Origin of the sequence: Streptomyces zingiberis, assembly GCF_012034935.1 — a bacterium.
GTDB classification, from domain to species: Bacteria; Actinomycetota; Actinomycetes; order Streptomycetales; family Streptomycetaceae; genus Streptomyces; species Streptomyces zingiberis.
This window is the reverse complement of record NZ_JAATEN010000005.1, coordinates 228976-245029: the sequence shown is the minus strand read 5'-3', so window position 1 is coordinate 245029 and position 16054 is coordinate 228976. Positions and strand designations below refer to the sequence as shown.

The following is a 16054-nucleotide window of genomic DNA, read 5'->3' as shown; positions in this document are numbered from 1 at the left end:
GCCACCGGGCCGAGGGCCGGAACACACCCGTCCGCCGGCTCCTCCCGGCGGCTTCGCCGCGCCCGTTCCACCGGCTTCACCGAGCTTCCCCCACCGGCCGCACCCCGCTCCCGCCACCGGCTTCGCCGGCTTCCGTCCCGGCGCCGCACCGGCCGCCGCGCTCCCCGCGCCGGCCCGCCGGTGCCCCGTCGCCGGGCCGTCCGGCCAGGGGTTCGACGTGACGTCCCCCATGGGCCGCGGCCGTGGACTTGGGCGGGTAACCGCCGTAGCGTGCCACTGGCACCCGCCGGGGAGCCTCCGCGGCGGCCTGCGGCCCGGGGGCGCCGGACCGCCGTCGGCGACGGGTCCGGGGAGTTCACGGGAACGCCGTGCGCCGGGGCTCCGGTGCCACGGGTACGGAACATGAGTCAGGCAGGATGAAGGCGTGCTGGGGGACGACGCGGAGCTGACCGCCGCAGTGCACGCGGCTCAGGACGGAAGCGAGACCGCCTTCCGCTCGGTGTACCGCACGGTGCACCCGCGGCTGCTGGGCTATGTCCGGACGCTGGTGGGGGAGTGCGACGCCGAGGACGTGGCCTCCGAGGCGTGGTTGCAGATAGCGCGTGACCTGAGCCGGTTCAGCGGTGACGCGGACCGCTTCCGCGCCTGGGCCGCCCGCATCGCGCGGAACCGGGCGCTGGACCACATCCGGATGCGTGGCCGCCGGCCGGCCGTCGGCGGTGACGACACCGAACTGGCGGACCGGGCGGCCGACGCCGACACCGCCTCGGAGGCGCTGGAGGCGCTCGGCACCGGGCGGACCCTCCGCCTCATCGCCCGTCTCCCCCGGGATCAGGCCGAGGCCGTGGTGTTGCGCGTGGTCGTCGGGCTCGACGCCACCAGCGCGGCGCAGGTCCTCGGCAAGCGGCCGGGCGCGGTGCGCACCGCCGCCCACCGGGGGCTGCGGCGGCTCGCGGAACTCCTCGACGAAGGCGGCGCCGGCTCCATCGAGGGGGAGGGGCCGTCCACCGCGGACGGTGGCCTTCCGCGCCTGCGGGTGGACGGCGTGCCGCCCCAGCGGGGTTTCCGCAGGACGGCGGCGGCCGGTGTGACGGAAACGTACGCGCGCACGCAGAAGGACATGTGATGTCCGACGACCGCGACGACTGGCTCGACGAGGACACGGCGGAGCGGCTGCTGCGCGGTGAGCCCCTCGTCCTGTCGGGCGGCGGCGGGGGAGTTCCCGGTGCCTTCGGGTCCCCCGGGGACGGGCGGCGCGAGGAGCGGGCCCGGAAACTCTCGGCCGCCCTGCGCTCCGTCGCCGACCCGGCCCGGCTGCCGGCCCGTACGGACCACGGCGGTGAACTGCTCGGCGAAGCGGTCGTGCTGGCCGCCTTCCGCGAGGCGTCCGCCGAAACCTCGGGGCCCTCCCGCACCCCCTGCCGGCGGCGTCCGTTCCGCCGCCTCGCGCAGGCGGCCCGCGACCGCGCCACGACGGCAGCCGCCGCCCCCACCACCGGCCCCGCCGCCGCCCCGGCGGACACCCGCACCTCGTACGAGGCCGGCAGCGCCCCCGGCTCCGGACCTGACACCGGCACCGGCACCGGGATCGGCACCGGCCCCGGCACCGGGATCGGGGCCACCGGCGGGACAGCGGTCGTCACCGTGACCGCCGCGGGGCGTGGCGGAAGTGGTGGGAGCGGCGGGAGCGGTGGACGGCGGATCGGGCGACGGCGCTTCGCCCTCGGCCGCGGCACGGCTCTGGGCCGCCCGGTCCGCGCCGGTGTCGCCGTCGCGGTGGCGGCCTGCGCGCTCGGCGGTGTCGCGGTGGCGGCCGGAGTCGGGGCCCTGTCCGTACCGTCCGATCACACCACCGCTCCGCCGCGCCCGGCGACGAGCCTGCCCGCCGGCGGTGACCCGTCTCCCCCGCCCGGGACGGGCGCGGCGAGCGCGTCCCCCGGCCCCGGCCACGGCACGAACAGCCAGGACTACGGCGGCGCCGAGGAGGCGGAGTCCACCCGGCGGTCCGGGGACCGGGGCACCGGCTCCCACCAGAGCGAGGGGAGCGCCACCGCGCCCGGCTTCTCCACCTTCTCCGGCCGGCAGGCCGCCGTCACCCTCTGCCGTCAGTACACGGCGGACGCGCTCGACCGGCGGACCCGGCAGCGGCTGGAGGCCGCGGTCGGCGGCGCGGAGGCGGTCCGCGCCCACTGCGCCCTGCTGCTGGGGACCAAGCCCAACGGCCGGGACCAGGGGAAGCGCGGCCACGAGGAGGACCGGGGCGAGGAGGGCGGCCGCCCCGGCCGGAGCGGTTCCGAGGGCGGGCACAGTCCCCGCGCCGGGTACGACGACGCGCCGGGGCACGGCCAGGGCCCGGGCTCCGGCCCGCCGTCCGGGGTGAGTCCCGGGGCGAGTTCCGGGCCGGACTCGGGTACCGGGTCCGGTGGCGAGGACGGGCAGCCCTACGTCAGCCGCAACGACGGCCGAGGTGCGGCCGGCTCCAGCGGGCGGCGCGCCGGCGGCCGTGGCGGCGCCCCCGAGCGTGGCGGCCCGAACCGCGAGGAACGGAACCGCGGGGCCGGCCGTGACACCCAGGACGACGGGACCCGGGACGACGGGACCCAGGACGACGGGACCCAGGACGACGGGACCCAGGACGACGGGACCCAGGACGACGGGGCCCAGGACAACGGCGACCAGCACCGCGGCGACCAGGACCGCCGGGCCGATCGTGACGCCCAGGACCCTGGGGCCCCGGAGCGTGACGCGGCGGCCGCGACGGCCGGCCGGGGCGTGTGACGTTTTTCGGGAAGGCGGCGCTGTACGTAGTGAGCCGACTGGTCATCGGCGGCGCGTGAGCCCGGGTTCCCCCCGTACCTGAGGCTCCGCGCAACGGCGCGGGCGGGGCACGTTCCCCCGGCCCCGCCCGCGCCCTCTCCACGACCGTTTCCCGGCGTTCCCGGCCCCGCCCCCCTGGCACCCTCGGCCCCGTCCGCCGCGTCCGGCCGCCTGTGAGCAACGTCCCAGCGGGCGGACCTCCACGGCGTGCGGGCCCCGCCGCTACAGTCCGTGGCGGACCCAACCATTGACCGGTGAGTACCGGGCGGCGGCCCCCCACCGCTCTACAGGAGGCAAGGCACCATGGCGCGCGAGTCCGGAAACAAGCGAATGACCGAGTCCGGGCTGCCCGTGGAGCCCGTCTACGGCCCGGACTCCCTCCGGGACTGGGATCCGGACCGGCAGCTCGGGGAGCCCGGCGCGTACCCGTTCACCCGCGGCGTGTACCCGACGATGTACACCGGCCGGCCGTGGACGATGCGCCAGTACGCCGGTTTCGGCACCGCCACGGAGTCCAACGCCCGCTACCAGCAGCTCATCGCCAACGGCACCATGGGCCTCTCCGTCGCCTTCGACCTGCCGACCCAGATGGGGCACGACAGCGACGCCCCGATCGCGAGCGGCGAGGTCGGCAAGGTGGGCGTCGCCATCGACTCGATCGAGGACATGCGGATCCTCTTCGACGGCATCCCGCTCGGCGAGGTCTCCACGTCCATGACGATCAACGCCCCGGCGGCCCTGCTGCTCCTGCTCTACCAGCTCGTCGCCGAGGAGCAGGGGGTTCCGGCGGAGAAGCTCACCGGAACCATCCAGAACGACGTGCTCAAGGAGTACATCGCCCGCGGCACCTACATCTTCCCGCCCAAGCCCTCGCTGCGGCTGATCGCGGACATCTTCAAGTACTGCAAGGCCGAGATCCCCCGCTGGAACACCATTTCGATCTCCGGCTACCACATGGCGGAGGCCGGGGCCTCGCCCGCGCAGGAGATCGCGTTCACGCTGGCCGACGGCATCGAGTACGTTCGCACGGCCGTGGCCGCGGGGATGGACGTGGACGACTTCGCGCCCCGGCTGTCGTTCTTCTTCGTCGCCCGGACGACCATCCTGGAGGAGGTCGCCAAGTTCCGCGCCGCGCGCCGGATCTGGGCGCGGGTGATGAAGGAGGAGTTCGGCGCCGAGAACCCCAAATCGCTGATGCTCCGCTTCCACACGCAGACCGCGGGTGTGCAGCTCACCGCGCAGCAGCCGGAGGTGAACCTCGTCCGGGTCGCCGTCCAGGGGCTCGGCGCCGTCCTCGGCGGCACCCAGTCGCTGCACACCAACTCCTTCGACGAGGCCATCGCCCTCCCCACGGACAAGTCGGCGCGGCTTGCGCTCCGCACCCAGCAGGTCCTCGCCTACGAGACGGACGTCACGTACACCGTCGACCCGTTCGCCGGTTCGTATGTCGTGGAGTCGCTCACCGACGAGGTCGAGGCCGCGGCCGTCGCGCTGATGGGCAGGGTGGAGGAGCTGGGCGGTGCGGTGAACGCCATCGAACACGGTTTCCAGAAGGGCGAGATCGAGCGCAGCGCGTACCGCGTCGCGCAGGAGACGGACAGCGGCGAGCGGATCGTCGTCGGCGTCAACCGCTTCCAGCTCGACGAGGAGGAGCCCTACGAGCCGCTCCGCGTCGACCCGGCCATCGAGGCGCAGCAGGCGGAGCGGCTGGCGAAACTCCGCGCCGGCCGCGACCAGCAGGCCGTGGACACGGCGCTGGCCGAGCTGCGCGCCGCCGCCGAGGGCACGGAGAACGTGCTGTACCCGATGAAGAAGGCGCTGAAGGCGAAGGCGACGGTCGGCGAGGTCTGCAACACCCTGCGGGACATCTGGGGCGCGTACGTCCCGACGGACGCCTTCTGAGGCGGACGGGGCAAGGCTCCCGGCCGGCGCCCGCGGGCCGCTCCGTGCCGCAGGGGCGCCGGTTCGCCGGTTCGCCGTGGCCGTCCTCACCGGGCGGGCGGTGGCTGCCGGAATCCCTGGTGGCCGGTGTTCGCTCCCGTGTGCGAAACTCCGCCCATGCTGGGAGTTACCGACCTTCCGACGTATCTGGTGGGGCTCGCCCTGATCATCCTGCTTCCGGGCCCCAACTCGCTCTACGTCCTCTCCGTGGCCGCCCGCCGCGGGGTGCGCCGTGGCTATGCGGCGGCCTGCGGGGTCTTCGTCGGGGACGCGGTGCTGATGCTGCTCTCGGCGGCGGGTGTCGCCTCGCTGCTCCAGGCCAACGCGGTGCTCTACGCCGTCGTGAAGTACGCGGCGGCGGGCTATCTGACCTGGCTCGCCGTCGGGATGCTGCGCGCCGCCGCGGCGATGTGGCGCAGGCGCCGGTCGGGGGACGTGGCCGCCGCCACGGCGGCGGCCGGGATCGCCACCGCGGCGGCGCCCGGACCGGGGCCCGCCGGAGGAGACCCGGGGCCGGCGGCTGCCGCCGGAACGGGCCCGGCCGCCGAACGGCCGTTCCGGCGCGCCCTGGCGATCAGCCTGCTCAACCCGAAGGCGATCCTCTTCTTCGTCTCCTTCTTCGTGCAGTTCGTCGATCCCGCCTACGCCCACCCCGCGTTGTCGTTCCTGCTGCTCGGGTCGCTGTGCCTGCTCTTCAGCTGCGCCTATCTGACCGCGCTGATCTTCGGTGGCAGCCGGCTCGCGGAACGATTCCGCAGCCGCCGCCGTCTCTCGGCCGGTCTCACCTCGGCGGCGGGCGCGCTTTTCCTCGGCTTCGCGGTGAAGCTCTCGCTGAGCGGCGCGGGCTGAATCCGGCGGGAGAAGGCCTGGTGAACCGGTCCCTCTCCCGACGCGTCCGGGCTCCTTCTCCCGGCCCCGGGCGCGCTCCGCGGGGTGCCGCAGGACGCCACCGGGCTACGGCGCCAGGACGTCCAGTTCGGCCAGCGCCCCGATGGTGATCTCCCGGGTCAGTTCCTCCGCCCGCTTCTCGTCCCGGGCCCGTACCGCCTCGGCGACCTGGACGTGGAGGGTGACCGCGGCCGGGTCGGGGTCGGTGAACATCACGTGGTGCCGGGTGCGCCCCGTCAGCACGGCGGCCACGACGTCGCCCAGCTTGGCGAACATCTCGTTGCCCGAGGCGCGCAGGACCACCCGGTGGAACGCCACGTCGTGCACGAGGTACGCCTCCAGCTGCCCGCCGCGGGAGGTGGCGACCATGCCCAGGGCGTGCCCCGTCAGCTCCGCGCACTGCTCGGCCGTCGCGTGCCGCGCCGCGAGCCCCGCGGCGGCGGGCTCCACGGCCGAGCGCAGCCCGGTCAGCGAGCGGAGCTGACGCGCCTGGTCGGGCCCGGCCAGCCGCCAGCCGATGACCTGCGGGTCGAAGACGTTCCACTCCTCGACGGGCCGCACGGTCACGCCGACCCGGCGCCGTGACTCCACCAGCCGCATCGACTCCAGGACCCGCACGGCCTCCCGGACGACCGTCCGGGACACGTCGAACCGGCGTTCCAGCTCGTCCGTGCGGAGCACCGTCCCCGGCGGGTACTCGCCCGACGCGATCGCCGGGCCGAGCGAGGCCAGCAGCCGTCCGTGCAGCCCCCGGTCCCGGTCGCGCCGGTCCCGCCCCGCCTCGCCGCCTGGCTGCTGGCCTGTCATGCCTCTGCGTCTCCCCGTGTCCGGATCGCTCCACCGCGTGGATGTCAGCGTACGCGTCGGGGTCGGTGAGCATTTAAGTGTGACTATTGCATTACGGACTCTTGAATACGTCGTACATATGGGTTGTAGTGTGCTGCGGCGGCGTCGGGGATCCCGACGGCGAAGCCCGGCACCGACGCCGGGCGGCGTCACCCGACGCAGACCGCCCAGACAGCGAGGTGATGATGCCCACCCCCCATGTCGTGGTCGTCATGGGAGTCGCCGGGACCGGCAAGACGACGGTCGGCACGCTCCTGGCGGACCGGCTCGGCGTCCCGTACGCCGAGGCGGACGACTTCCACCCGCCGGCCAACATCGCGAAGATGAGCGCGGGCACCCCGCTCGACGACCGTGACCGGGAGCCCTGGCTCGACGCCATCGGCGCCTGGGCCCACGGCCACACCGCCGAGGGGGGCGTGGTCAGCTGCTCCGCGCTGAAACGGGCGTACCGCGACCGGCTCCGGTCCGCCGCGCCCGGCCTCTTCTTCCTCCACCTGTCCGGTGACCGCGAGCTGATCGCCGGCCGGATGGCGGGGCGGACGGGGCACTTCATGCCCGAGGCGCTGCTGGACTCCCAGTTCGCCACGCTCCAGCCCCTCGAAGCGGACGAGCGGGGCGTGACGATCTCCGTCACGTCCGGGCCCGAGGAGATCGCGGACCGCGCGGTCACGGCCCTCGCCGGTCCCCTCCCCGAATCCGCTTCTGCTCTCACCCCGCACACCACCCCGCACCTCAGCCCGGAGAACCCGATGGAGCGTTCTGATGGAAGCCATTGACCCGGCCTACGGCACGGCCACGCTGCTGCTCATAGCAGCGGGTGCCGTCGGCCTGCTGCTGTTCCTGATCATGAAGGTGAAGCTGCACGCCTTCGTGGCCCTCGTCCTGGTCAGCCTGTTGACGGCGCTGGCCGCCGGCTTCCCGGTCGCGGACATCCCCGCGGCCTTGATGTTCGGTTTCTCCAGCACCCTCGGCTCCGTGGCGCTGCTGGTGGCCTTCGGCGTGATGCTGGGACGGCTGATGGAGGTGACGGGCGGGGCGCAGGTCCTGGCCGACACCTTGATCAACCGTTTCGGTGAGAAGCGGGCCCCGCTCGCGCTCGGTGTGGCCGCGCTGCTGTTCGGCTTCCCGATCTTCTTCGACGCCGGTCTGGTCGTCTTCCTGCCGATCATCATGACCGTGGCCCGCCGCTTCGGCGGTTCGCTGCTGTTCTACGGGCTGCCCGCGGCCGGTGCCTTCGCGGCGATGCACGGCATCGTCCCGCCCCACCCGGGCCCGGTGGCCGCTGCCGACGTGCTCGGCGGCAGCGTCGGCACCACCCTCCTCATCGGCGCCCCCGTGGCCGTCATCTCCTGGTACGTCGGCGCCTACCTGGTCTCCCGCTACCTCGGCGCCAAGTTCGTCGTCGACGTGCCGCAGGTGCTGTTCGGCCCGATGAACACCGGTGGCGCTCCCGCCGGCTCCCAGGACGCCTCCGCCGCCTCGGACGCCTCCTCCGCCTCCGCCGTCTCCGGCAAGGGCGACGGGAACGGCGCCGGGACCCCCGGCAAGGGCGACGGCACCCCCGGCGCCCCCGGTGGTGGCGCGGCGCCCGCGCCCACCGGCGCCACGGCCGCCACCACCACGGTCACCACCCCGGCCGGCACCCCCGAGGCCGCGCTGGCCGGGCGCCCGCCGGCCTTCTCCACCGTGCTGCTCCTGCTGCTCGTCCCGCTGGTGCTGATCTCCTTCAACACCGTCATCGCCACCCTCACCACCGCCGGGACCATCGAGGAGGGCGCGGGCTGGGCCTCGTTCCTGAGCCTGCTCGGCAACACGCCGGTCGCCCTGCTGATCACCGTCCTGGTCGCCATCGTCGTCCTGGGCCGGACCCGGGGCGGGATGCGGGACGTCACCAAGGTCCTGGACGACGCGCTGGGCCCGATCTGCTCCATCATCCTGATCACGGGTGCGGGTGGCATGTTCGGCGGCGTCCTGCGGCTGAGCGGCATCGGCGACGCCCTCAGCGGCTCGCTCGCGGACCTCGGCATCTCGCTGATCGTCCAGGCGTTCGTCATCGCGACCCTGCTGCGGGTCGCTCAGGGATCGGCCACGGTCGCCCTCACCACCACCGCCGGTCTCATCGCCGGCTCGGTGGCCGACGCGGGGCTGGGCGACTTCCAGATCTCCCTGCTGGTCATCGCCATCGCGGCCGGCGCGACCGTCCTGTCGCACGTCAACGACTCGGGCTTCTGGCTGGTCAGCCGCTTCTTCGGGATGGACGAGAAGACCACCCTGAAGACGTGGACCGTCATGGAGACCACGCTGGGCCTGTCGGCCTTCGTGCTCGCCTCGGGGCTCTGGCTGATCGCCTGACGGTCGCGCGCCGCTGAGAGGGGCCTCTGCCGGCGGGCGGGTTCCGGCGATCCCCGCGACACCCTGATGTCAGGTGTCGCGGGGATCGTGCTGCCGGAGGGGCGGAGGGGCGGAGGGGCGGAGGCCGAGCTTCTCCGGGGTGCCGGCCGGACCCTGGCGCGCCGGGCAGCGGCCGGACCGGACCGGATCAGTCGTGGGCGGCCCTGGCCGCCGGGTCGAACTCGCCCGCCTTGACGGCCCGCAGCAGCGCGCCGAGCGCGGCGGGGGCGGGGGAGAGGACGGTCCCGGGGGCGTCGCTCTCGCGTATGTGGAATCCGGCCTGAGAAGTGCCGAGTTCTATGCACTCGGCCTCTTCGCCACCCCCGGAGAAGGACGACTTCCGCCAGTTGATTGTCATCGATACCCCTCAGAGCTGTTCGGCGATGTCGTTGATCAATGCTTGTGAGGCGCCGGGGTCCAGGGCTGAGGACGTCATGGACTCCAGGAGTGCCCGGTAGCGTCGCAGCTTCGACTCGGCGTCGATGAAATTACAACCGTGCGCGGTGTCGAACTGAACCGTGTCGAGTTGTGGAACGGAGCCGCTCAGGTAGAGCGTTGAGTACCCGGAACCCGCGAAGTCTTCGGCGTCGAACGGAGCGCCTGGAAGCCCGCGCCGCCCGGTAATGCATTCGACGCCTACCTGCGTGGTTCGGCAGGATTCGGTCATGGAGACGCACGAACCGCCCGAACCTCACGAGCCGGGCGCGCACCCTCAGGAGCCACGCCGGCCGGTCCCCCCGGCGCGCCACTGGCCGCTGTACGGCCTCCGCGTCACGACGCCCCGGCTCGAACTGCGGCTGCCGGACCTTCCGCTGCTGGACCGGCTGGCCTCCGTCGCGGCGGGCGGGGTGCACGACCCGGCGGAGATGCCGTTCTCCTTCCCCTGGACGGCCGGCACTCCGGAGGAGGTCGCCCGCGCCACCTTCCAGCATGTGCTGGGCACGGTCGCCGAGTGGCGGCCGGAGAGGTGGACGCTGTCCTTCGCCGTGCTCCGTGACGGGGAGGTGGTCGGCAGGCAGGACATGACCGCCTCCGACTACGCCGTGACCCGCGAGGCGGAGACCGGCTCCTGGCTCGGCCTGCCCCACCAGGGCAAGGGCACGGGGACGGAGATGCGCGCTGCCGTGCTGCACCTCGCGTTCGAAGGGCTCGGTGCCCGTTCGATGACCACCGGTGCCATGGTGGAGAACGGCCCCTCGGCGGGTGTCTCCCGCAAGCTCGGCTACCGCCCGGACGGCGAGCAGGTGCTCGCGGTGCGCGGCCGGGCCCGGACGCTGCGGCGGATGCGCCTGGACCGCGCCGCGTGGGAGGCGCACCGGACCGTGCCGGTCGAGATCCACGGTCTGGCGCCCTGCCGGGAACTCTTCGGCCTCCCGGGCTGACGGCGCCGGCCCGGGAGGCCCGGCGGACCCGCCGTCGCGAACTGCCGCCTCCCCCGGCCGGCCCCGCCGTCCCTCGTCACGGCAGGGTCAGGATGCGGGGGCCCTCCTCCGTGACCGCGATGGTGTGCTCCATGTGGGCCGCCCGGCTGCCGTCGGCGGTGCGGAGGGTCCAGCCGTCGGGGTCGGTGACGTACTCGTCCCGTCCGCCCGCCATGAGCATCGGCTCGATGGCGAGCGTCAGCCCGGGGCGCAGCGGGTAACCCCGGCCGGGCCGGCCCCGGTTGGCGACGTGCGGGTCCTCGTGCATGCGGCGGCCGATGCCGTGGCCGCCGAAGTCCAGGGGCATGCCGTACCCGGCGCCTTCGGCGACGGAGCCGATGGCGTGCGAGATGTCCCCGAGCCGTCCTCCCGCCGTGGCCTTGGCGATCCCGGCCGTCAGCGCTTCCCGGGCGGTGGCGATCAGCGTCAGATCCTCGGCGCGCGGGGTGCCGACGACGAAGCTGGTGGCGGCGTCCCCGGTCCAGCCGTCGAGTTCGGCACCGCAGTCGACGCTGACCAGATCACCGTCACGGAGGCGGTAGTCGCCCGGGATGCCGTGGACGAGGGCGTCGTTGACCGAGACGCAGAGCACGGCCGGGAACGGCACGGGCGCGAAGGACGGACGGTAGCCGAGGAAGGGGGAGCGCGCGCCGGCCGCGCTCAGCACCGAGCGCGCCGCCTCGTCCAGTTCCCCCAGTGACACGCCCACCTCCGCGGTCTTCTCCGCGGCGGCGAGCGCGTGGGCCACGACGCGCCCCGCCTCCCGCATGGCCTCGAGTGCCGCCGCGCTCTTGATCTCCACCATGTCCCTCATGCCTTTCCCGTGTCCGGAGTGCCCGGCTCTTGTCCTCGGTACCGCTGTCCGGTTGCCGTGCGGCAGGCCGTGGCCCCCGTCCCGCCCGGCCCCGCCCCGCCCGGCGCCACGCGGCCGTCCGTGGCCCGTCCGCGGCCGGGGCGACTGCGGCCGGGCGCCGGACGGGCAGGCCGGGCCGTACGGGTCCCGGCCACGGACGGCACCCGGTCCAACCCAATTCTTATACCGGTATTAGTATCACGGTCATGGTGAGAAATCCTCTGACTCCGTGGGAGCGGCAGCGCGGAGAACGGCTGGGCGCACTGCTGCGTGAGGCGCGTGGGCGGCGCAGCATGGCGGAGATCGCCGCCGCGGCGGGCGTCTCGGCGGAGACGCTGCGGAAGATCGAGACCGGCCGCGCGCCGACCCCCGCCTTCTTCACCGTGGCGGCTCTGGCCGGCGCGCTGGGCGTCTCGATGGATCAACTGGCCGCCGTCTGCGCGCCGGTCGAGGAAGGGGACCGCCCCGCGGACGCGCTGACGGCGTGAGGGGTGCGGAACGGGCCGTCACGCCGCGCGGCGGGGCGGGGCGGCCGGCTCGGGCCGGGCCGGGCTCTCCGGGCGGCCGGGCCGGTCAGTGACGGACGAGGCAGAAGGGGTGGCCCGCGGGGTCGGCGAAGACCCGCCAGCCGCGCTGTCCCTCGCCGCGGTCGAGCAGCACCGCGCCCAGCCGGAGGACCTCTTCCTGGGCCCGGTCCACGTCCTCGACCTCCAGGTCGAGATGGAACTGCTGAGGGTGGCCGGGGTCCGGCCACCGCGGCGGCCGGTGGTCCTCGACCCGCTGGAACGCGAGGACGAGGCCGGTGGCGGTGTGGAGCGTCGCCCAGTCGCCGTCCAGTGACCACCGTGGATCGGGCCGGTTCAGCGCGCCCCCGAACAGCGAATGGTAGAACCGGGCCAGTTCCCCGGCGTCCGCGCAGTCCAGCACCACGCACTGCATCTTGGCGATCACGAGGGGCAGCGTAGACCACCCCACCCGGCGTCCGCCGGTTCGCGACGAGTGGAGCCCGGACACCGGGCAGCCGGCCGGGGCATCCCCGTCCATGCCCGCTCGCCCGGGCCGGTCGGCACCTCCGGCGGCGACGGACGAACGCCGGGCCCGGGGAACCGGGCCCCGGCCCGCGGGAGGTGATGTCCCGGGGCGCCCCACCCGGACGGGTTCCGTACCCCTGCGGCATGATGACGCCCAGTCAGATCTGGCCAGGACCGCGGGCGTATGGGGGTGCGCTCCGCCGAGGAGGAGACAACGTATGGGCGGGACGACGGAGCCGGACACGGCCGCGGCGCGGGGTTCGTGGGCCCTGGTCACCGGTTCGACGAGCGGGATCGGACAGGCGACAGCGCTGCGGCTGGCCGAGGACGGCTACGCGATCGTGGTCTGCGGCCGGGACGGGGACCGGGCCGCGGAGACCCGGAGAATGATCGAGTCGGCCGGTGGGCGGGCGGTGGACCTGGTCGCCGACTTCACCGACATGGCGGCGGTGCACCGCCTGGTCGGCGAGGTGCGGCAGGCCCTGAGCGGTGAACCGCTGGATGTGCTCGTCAACAACGCCGGTGGAGGGGGCTTCGCGCCGACCGAGGAGACGACGGAGGAGATGTTCGACAGGGCCTTCAACCTGAATGTGAAGGCGCCGTACCTCCTCACGGGAGCGTTCGCGCCGGCCATGGCCGATCGCGGCCGGGGCGCGATCGTCAACGTCGGCAGCCTCAGCACCAGGATGGCGGCGTCGGGTACGAGCGCCTTCCAGGCGGCCAAGGCGGCCCTGAGCATGCTGACGAAGTCGTGGACCGCCGAGTACGGGCCTCGTGGTGTGCGGGTCAACTCCGTCGACCCCGGTTTCATCCTCACCCGGGTGAACGAGCACATGCGCGACATGTTCGGGAACTACCTCGCGAGCCTGCCGGCGGGCCGCGGCGGTACGCCGGAGGAAGTCGCCGAGGCCATCCGGTTCCTGGTCTCGCCCCGGGCCTCCTACATCCAGGGCGCCGTCCTGAGCGTGGACGGCGGCAAGAACTCCGTGGTGGTGATGTAGGAGCCGGCCCTTCCCCGCCGGCCGCCCGGCGCCTGAGCCGGCCCGGACGGGCCGTCCGGCCGCCCGGACCCCGTGAACTCGGCCTTCCAGTTCCCGGGGCCCGCCGCCCGGCTTCCGTTCCCTCACCTCACCGGCCGCTTCCGCCCTTCCGCGTCATCCGGCGCCGCACCGAGCGGGCCCGGCGGACGGCGCGCCGCACGGTGGGGTTGCGCGGCAGAAAGGCCAGCTGTGAGGGGACGGCGCCGGGGAGGGCGAGGGCGGTGAGGCGCCGGCGCTTGAAGTACCGCCACGTGTAGCGGTCCAGGTGGGCGCGGAGGTAGCGCTCGGCCACCGGGCGCAGTTCCGGGTAGAGCTGGGCCTGCATGGCGTAGCCCACGGCCGACACCAGATCGGTCAGCTGTTCCCCGGACCGCAGCAGCGCCGGGGCGGTGGCCCCGCGGAGCACCGCGCCGTCCTCGTCCAGGTCGGGCAGGAGGGCGTCGACGATGGTGACCGGCACGCGGTTGCTGTTCTGGTACGGGCTGAGCCGTTCCAGCAGCAGCTCCGTGCCGGTGCGGGCGACGGGCAGGCCGTAGAAGACGGCGGCGGTCAGCAGCGCGGTGGAGAAGCAGCCGACGACCAGCGCGGGGCGCATCCGCCGGTAGAGGACTTCGGCCAGGACGGGGACGTCCAGCACGGTGAGGTCCACACCGAGCTCCCCGGCCTCCTTCTCCAGCGTCCGCGACCAGCGCGCGGGCGCGGTCGGGTGCGGCTTGAAGACGATCCGCCGGTGGCCGAGCGCGGCGACCCCGCGCAACATCCGTACGTGCAGCCGCTCCTCCTCCTCGGCGGTGAGGATGTCCAGCGCGGAGAGGTACTGCCCCAGCAGCAGGGCGGGCGCGCCGGGCGCCGGCCCGTGCCCAGGAGTGGAGGCGGGGGAGGCGGCGGAGGCCGCGTCGGTCCCGGAAGCGGGGTCCGGCCACCCGAGCAGGTCCGCGTCCACCGCGTCCGACACCTCGCCGAGCACGGATGTGAAGGCCGCACCGGGCACGATCCGCTGCTCCACCCGTTCGAACTCGGTGAGCAGCAGAGGGCGCAGGCCCGGCACCAGATCGAGGTGGAGCAGGCGGCGGACGCGGGTGCCGATCAGCGGGTCGAGCTTCACCCGGGTCGGCCCGTAGCTCATCAGGCCGTCCGCGTAGACGTCGACGGCCGCGTCCGGGAAGAGCTGCGCCACGGCGGACGCGGGGTTCACCTGGATCGACTCGACGACGATCTCCAGGTCGTCGTCACCGAGTTCCCAGGCCCGCCGGAGCTGCCGTTCCCACAGGGGGACGTCGTCGGGACGCGGCGCCCAGCCGCCGGGGTGGTACGGCCTGATGGTGTCGTTCCAGGAGAGCACCCGGTCGAAGCGGGAGCGCAGCGGGCGGAAGCCCGGCATGGCGTCGAGCGGGGTCGTGGTCTCCGGGGTGGCGGCGTTGTTGCTGACGAGCAGCAGCCGCCGGTCGCACGGCTCCCAGCAGCCCGCGTCGAGGGCGGCGGCGAGCGTCGCGACGCCGTACAGGGTGGAGGCGAGGAAGATCTGGGTACGGCCGCGGGGGCCGCCGGACCGCTCCCCCTCCGGCCGCGGCCACTCCTGCGGCCGCCGCCCGGCCCGGTCCCCGGCCCGGTCCCCGGCCCGGTCCCCGGCCTGGTTCTGCGTCCGGGATTCCGGCGTGAGCGAGTCCGCCATCAGACCGTCACCTCCGTGCCCGGGGCGGTCGCCGCGCCCGTCCTGCCGATGGCCGGCCGCCGTCGCAGCCGCCGGAGCCGCGAGCCGCGCTCCAGGTCCATCGAGTCCAGGGCGTCCTTCAGGGCGTCCTGCGGCATCCGCCGCAGGGCCGCGGCGCTCATCGAGCGCAACTTAACTGCCACGGCCGGTTCAAACCTCTCCATGGTGCCGAGATGGTGGGCGATGATCGCGCAGTACGTCCGTACCGCCTTCGGGAGGAACCGTTCCGCCTCCGGGTCCTGCCGGGTCTCCTCGATCACCTGGTCGAGTGCGCGGATGAAGTCGAGCTGCCGGACGTCGCCGATCTGCGTCAGGGACGAGGTGACGCCGCGCCGGTAGAAGACGCCGTGCAGGCCGACCACCGCGAAGGACGCGGCCTCCCGGTGCAGCCGCCAGATCCACGGCCGGTCCTCGGCGGTGTGCAGACCGTCCGGGAAGCGCAGCACGCCGTCGTCCGCGAGGCGCCGGTGGTAGATCCCCGCCCAGGCGTACGCGTAGTCGACGGAGGTCGAGCGCTCCGCGGGCAGGATGGCGTCGCGCGGGTCGAGGACGACGTTGCGCGGGCCGTGCGGCACCCGGTACAGCGTGCGGTTCCGGCCCGTGCACCGCACATGGTCGATGCGGAGGAAGTCGCAGCCGAGCGCCTCGACGGCGCCGAGGAGCTCGGCGCAGTGACCGGGGGCGAACCAGTCGTCCCCGTCGAGGAACGTCAGATACTCCCCGCGGGCGGCGTCGATACCCGTGTTGCGGGCGGAGGCGGACCCGAGGTTCCGCTCGTGCCGCAGCAGGACGGAGCCCGGGAGTTCCTTCTCGGCACGCTCCAGGACGTCCCGGGTGCCGTCCGTCGAACAGTCGTCGACGAGGAGGAATTCGACATCCTCTCTTGCATTCGCACGCAGGCTTCTCAGGGCGTCCGGTGCGAATGCGCGAACGTTGTGGAACGGCACGATGACGGAGAGCTTGACCACCCGGACGACACTACGCGGACCTCCGCCGTGCATTCTGTCCCCTGGTGGGACCAATGGTGAACGACGCATGGCGGAACGGTTAACTCGCTTTCCGGGCCGTCCGGTTGGCCATCCGGCGACTTCCTGTTAACCCGTTGTTGAGACTGA

16 protein-coding genes are annotated in these 16054 nt (G+C 74.0%); 9 read left to right on the top strand and 7 right to left on the bottom strand.

The features are described from left to right. The first annotated feature begins 424 nt into the window (after positions 1 to 424). The 4 genes from HCK00_RS08885 (at position 425) to leuE (ending at position 5607) form a co-directional block, all read left to right on the top strand. Positions 425 to 1126 carry an RNA polymerase sigma factor gene (locus HCK00_RS08885; protein WP_168101249.1) on the top strand — a complete coding sequence of 234 codons (702 nt, stop codon included), beginning with the start codon at positions 425 to 427 and terminating at the stop codon, positions 1124 to 1126. Continuing rightward, positions 1126 to 2778, top strand: coding sequence for a hypothetical protein (locus HCK00_RS08880; protein ID WP_168101248.1), 1653 nt, complete (start codon positions 1126 to 1128; stop codon positions 2776 to 2778). The genes HCK00_RS08885 and HCK00_RS08880 overlap by 1 nt, the downstream gene beginning before the upstream one ends. Positions 2779 to 3120: 342 nt before the next feature. Then, positions 3121 to 4719: an acyl-CoA mutase large subunit family protein gene (locus HCK00_RS08875; protein WP_168101247.1), complete on the top strand. Its 1599-nt coding sequence runs from the start codon at positions 3121 to 3123 to the stop codon at positions 4717 to 4719. 156 nt (positions 4720 to 4875) lie between these two features. Beyond that, positions 4876 to 5607 carry a leucine efflux protein LeuE gene (gene leuE / locus HCK00_RS08870; protein ID WP_168101246.1) on the top strand — a complete coding sequence of 244 codons (732 nt, stop codon included), beginning with the start codon at positions 4876 to 4878 and terminating at the stop codon, positions 5605 to 5607. 105 nt (positions 5608 to 5712) lie between these two features. On the opposite strand, the gene HCK00_RS08865 is transcribed toward leuE, so the two are convergent. Further along, a complete protein-coding gene (locus HCK00_RS08865; RefSeq protein WP_168101245.1) occupies positions 5713 to 6453 on the bottom strand; it encodes a FadR/GntR family transcriptional regulator in 741 nt (246 codons plus the stop codon). Positions 6454 to 6677: 224 nt separating this feature from the next. On the opposite strand from HCK00_RS08865, the gene HCK00_RS08860 reads away from it, so the two are divergent. Then, entirely contained in the window at positions 6678 to 7268 is a 591-nt protein-coding gene (locus tag HCK00_RS08860; RefSeq protein WP_168101244.1) for a gluconokinase, read from the top strand. After that, a complete protein-coding gene (locus tag HCK00_RS08855) occupies positions 7255 to 8844 on the top strand; it encodes a GntP family permease (protein WP_168101243.1) in 1590 nt (529 codons plus the stop codon). The genes HCK00_RS08860 and HCK00_RS08855 overlap by 14 nt, the downstream gene beginning before the upstream one ends. Before the next feature lie 187 nt (positions 8845 to 9031). Here the strand turns inward: HCK00_RS08855 and HCK00_RS08850 are convergent, their stop codons facing one another. Both HCK00_RS08850 and HCK00_RS08845 read right to left on the bottom strand, forming a co-directional pair. Next, complete coding sequence (locus HCK00_RS08850; protein ID WP_168101242.1) at positions 9032 to 9241, bottom strand: DUF397 domain-containing protein; 210 nt, start codon at positions 9239 to 9241, stop codon at positions 9032 to 9034. Positions 9242 to 9250: 9 nt separating this feature from the next. After that, positions 9251 to 9550, bottom strand: a complete 300-nt coding sequence (locus tag HCK00_RS08845; protein WP_168101241.1) for a Scr1 family TA system antitoxin-like transcriptional regulator — start codon at positions 9548 to 9550, stop codon at positions 9251 to 9253. Here HCK00_RS08845 and HCK00_RS08840 point away from each other — a divergent pair. Further along, positions 9549 to 10265 (top strand): GNAT family N-acetyltransferase, encoded by a 717-nt coding sequence (locus HCK00_RS08840; protein ID WP_168101240.1) that lies wholly within the window; start codon positions 9549 to 9551, stop codon positions 10263 to 10265. The two genes, HCK00_RS08845 and HCK00_RS08840, sit on opposite strands and share 2 nt — an antisense overlap. A 76-nt stretch (positions 10266 to 10341) precedes the next feature. On the opposite strand, the gene map is transcribed toward HCK00_RS08840, so the two are convergent. After that, the gene (gene map / locus HCK00_RS08835; protein ID WP_168101364.1) at positions 10342 to 11109 is read right to left on the bottom strand and encodes a type I methionyl aminopeptidase; all 768 of its coding nucleotides are present in this window, start codon (positions 11107 to 11109) and stop codon (positions 10342 to 10344) included. 254 nt (positions 11110 to 11363) lie between these two features. Between map and HCK00_RS08830 the strand changes: the two genes are divergently transcribed. Next, complete coding sequence (locus tag HCK00_RS08830; protein ID WP_168101239.1) at positions 11364 to 11645, top strand: helix-turn-helix domain-containing protein; 282 nt, start codon at positions 11364 to 11366, stop codon at positions 11643 to 11645. Positions 11646 to 11730: 85 nt separating this feature from the next. On the opposite strand, the gene HCK00_RS08825 is transcribed toward HCK00_RS08830, so the two are convergent. Further along, positions 11731 to 12108, bottom strand: a complete 378-nt coding sequence (locus HCK00_RS08825) for a VOC family protein (protein ID WP_168101238.1) — start codon at positions 12106 to 12108, stop codon at positions 11731 to 11733. A 298-nt stretch (positions 12109 to 12406) separates the two neighbouring features. Here HCK00_RS08825 and HCK00_RS08820 point away from each other — a divergent pair, with 298 nt between their 5' ends. Beyond that, positions 12407 to 13189, top strand: coding sequence for an SDR family NAD(P)-dependent oxidoreductase (locus HCK00_RS08820; protein ID WP_168101237.1), 783 nt, complete (start codon positions 12407 to 12409; stop codon positions 13187 to 13189). A gap of 127 nt (positions 13190 to 13316) precedes the next feature. On the opposite strand, the gene HCK00_RS08815 is transcribed toward HCK00_RS08820, so the two are convergent. Together HCK00_RS08815 and HCK00_RS08810 are read right to left on the bottom strand one after the other, a co-directional pair. After that, the gene (locus HCK00_RS08815; protein ID WP_240965381.1) at positions 13317 to 14900 is read right to left on the bottom strand and encodes a polysialyltransferase family glycosyltransferase; all 1584 of its coding nucleotides are present in this window, start codon (positions 14898 to 14900) and stop codon (positions 13317 to 13319) included. Beyond that, a complete protein-coding gene (locus tag HCK00_RS08810) occupies positions 14900 to 15907 on the bottom strand; it encodes a glycosyltransferase family 2 protein (protein ID WP_168101236.1) in 1008 nt (335 codons plus the stop codon). The genes HCK00_RS08815 and HCK00_RS08810 overlap by 1 nt, the downstream gene beginning before the upstream one ends. Positions 15908 to 16054 lie beyond the last annotated feature (147 nt).

Coding starts and splice junctions, on each gene's coding strand:
- HCK00_RS08880 (WP_168101248.1), top strand. CDS start 1,126: ATGTCCGACGACCGCGACGACTGGCTCGACGAGGACACGGCGGAGCGG.
- HCK00_RS08875 (WP_168101247.1), top strand. CDS start 3,121: ATGGCGCGCGAGTCCGGAAACAAGCGAATGACCGAGTCCGGGCTGCCC.
- leuE (WP_168101246.1), top strand. CDS start 4,876: ATGCTGGGAGTTACCGACCTTCCGACGTATCTGGTGGGGCTCGCCCTG.
- HCK00_RS08865 (WP_168101245.1), bottom strand. CDS start 6,453: ATGACAGGCCAGCAGCCAGGCGGCGAGGCGGGGCGGGACCGGCGCGAC.
- HCK00_RS08860 (WP_168101244.1), top strand. CDS start 6,678: ATGCCCACCCCCCATGTCGTGGTCGTCATGGGAGTCGCCGGGACCGGC.
- HCK00_RS08855 (WP_168101243.1), top strand. CDS start 7,255: ATGGAAGCCATTGACCCGGCCTACGGCACGGCCACGCTGCTGCTCATA.
- HCK00_RS08850 (WP_168101242.1), bottom strand. CDS start 9,241: ATGACAATCAACTGGCGGAAGTCGTCCTTCTCCGGGGGTGGCGAAGAG.
- HCK00_RS08840 (WP_168101240.1), top strand. CDS start 9,549: ATGGAGACGCACGAACCGCCCGAACCTCACGAGCCGGGCGCGCACCCT.
- HCK00_RS08845 (WP_168101241.1), bottom strand. CDS start 9,550: ATGACCGAATCCTGCCGAACCACGCAGGTAGGCGTCGAATGCATTACC.
- map (WP_168101364.1), bottom strand. CDS start 11,109: ATGGTGGAGATCAAGAGCGCGGCGGCACTCGAGGCCATGCGGGAGGCG.
- HCK00_RS08830 (WP_168101239.1), top strand. CDS start 11,364: ATGGTGAGAAATCCTCTGACTCCGTGGGAGCGGCAGCGCGGAGAACGG.
- HCK00_RS08820 (WP_168101237.1), top strand. CDS start 12,407: ATGGGCGGGACGACGGAGCCGGACACGGCCGCGGCGCGGGGTTCGTGG.
- HCK00_RS08815 (WP_240965381.1), bottom strand. CDS start 14,900: ATGGCGGACTCGCTCACGCCGGAATCCCGGACGCAGAACCAGGCCGGG.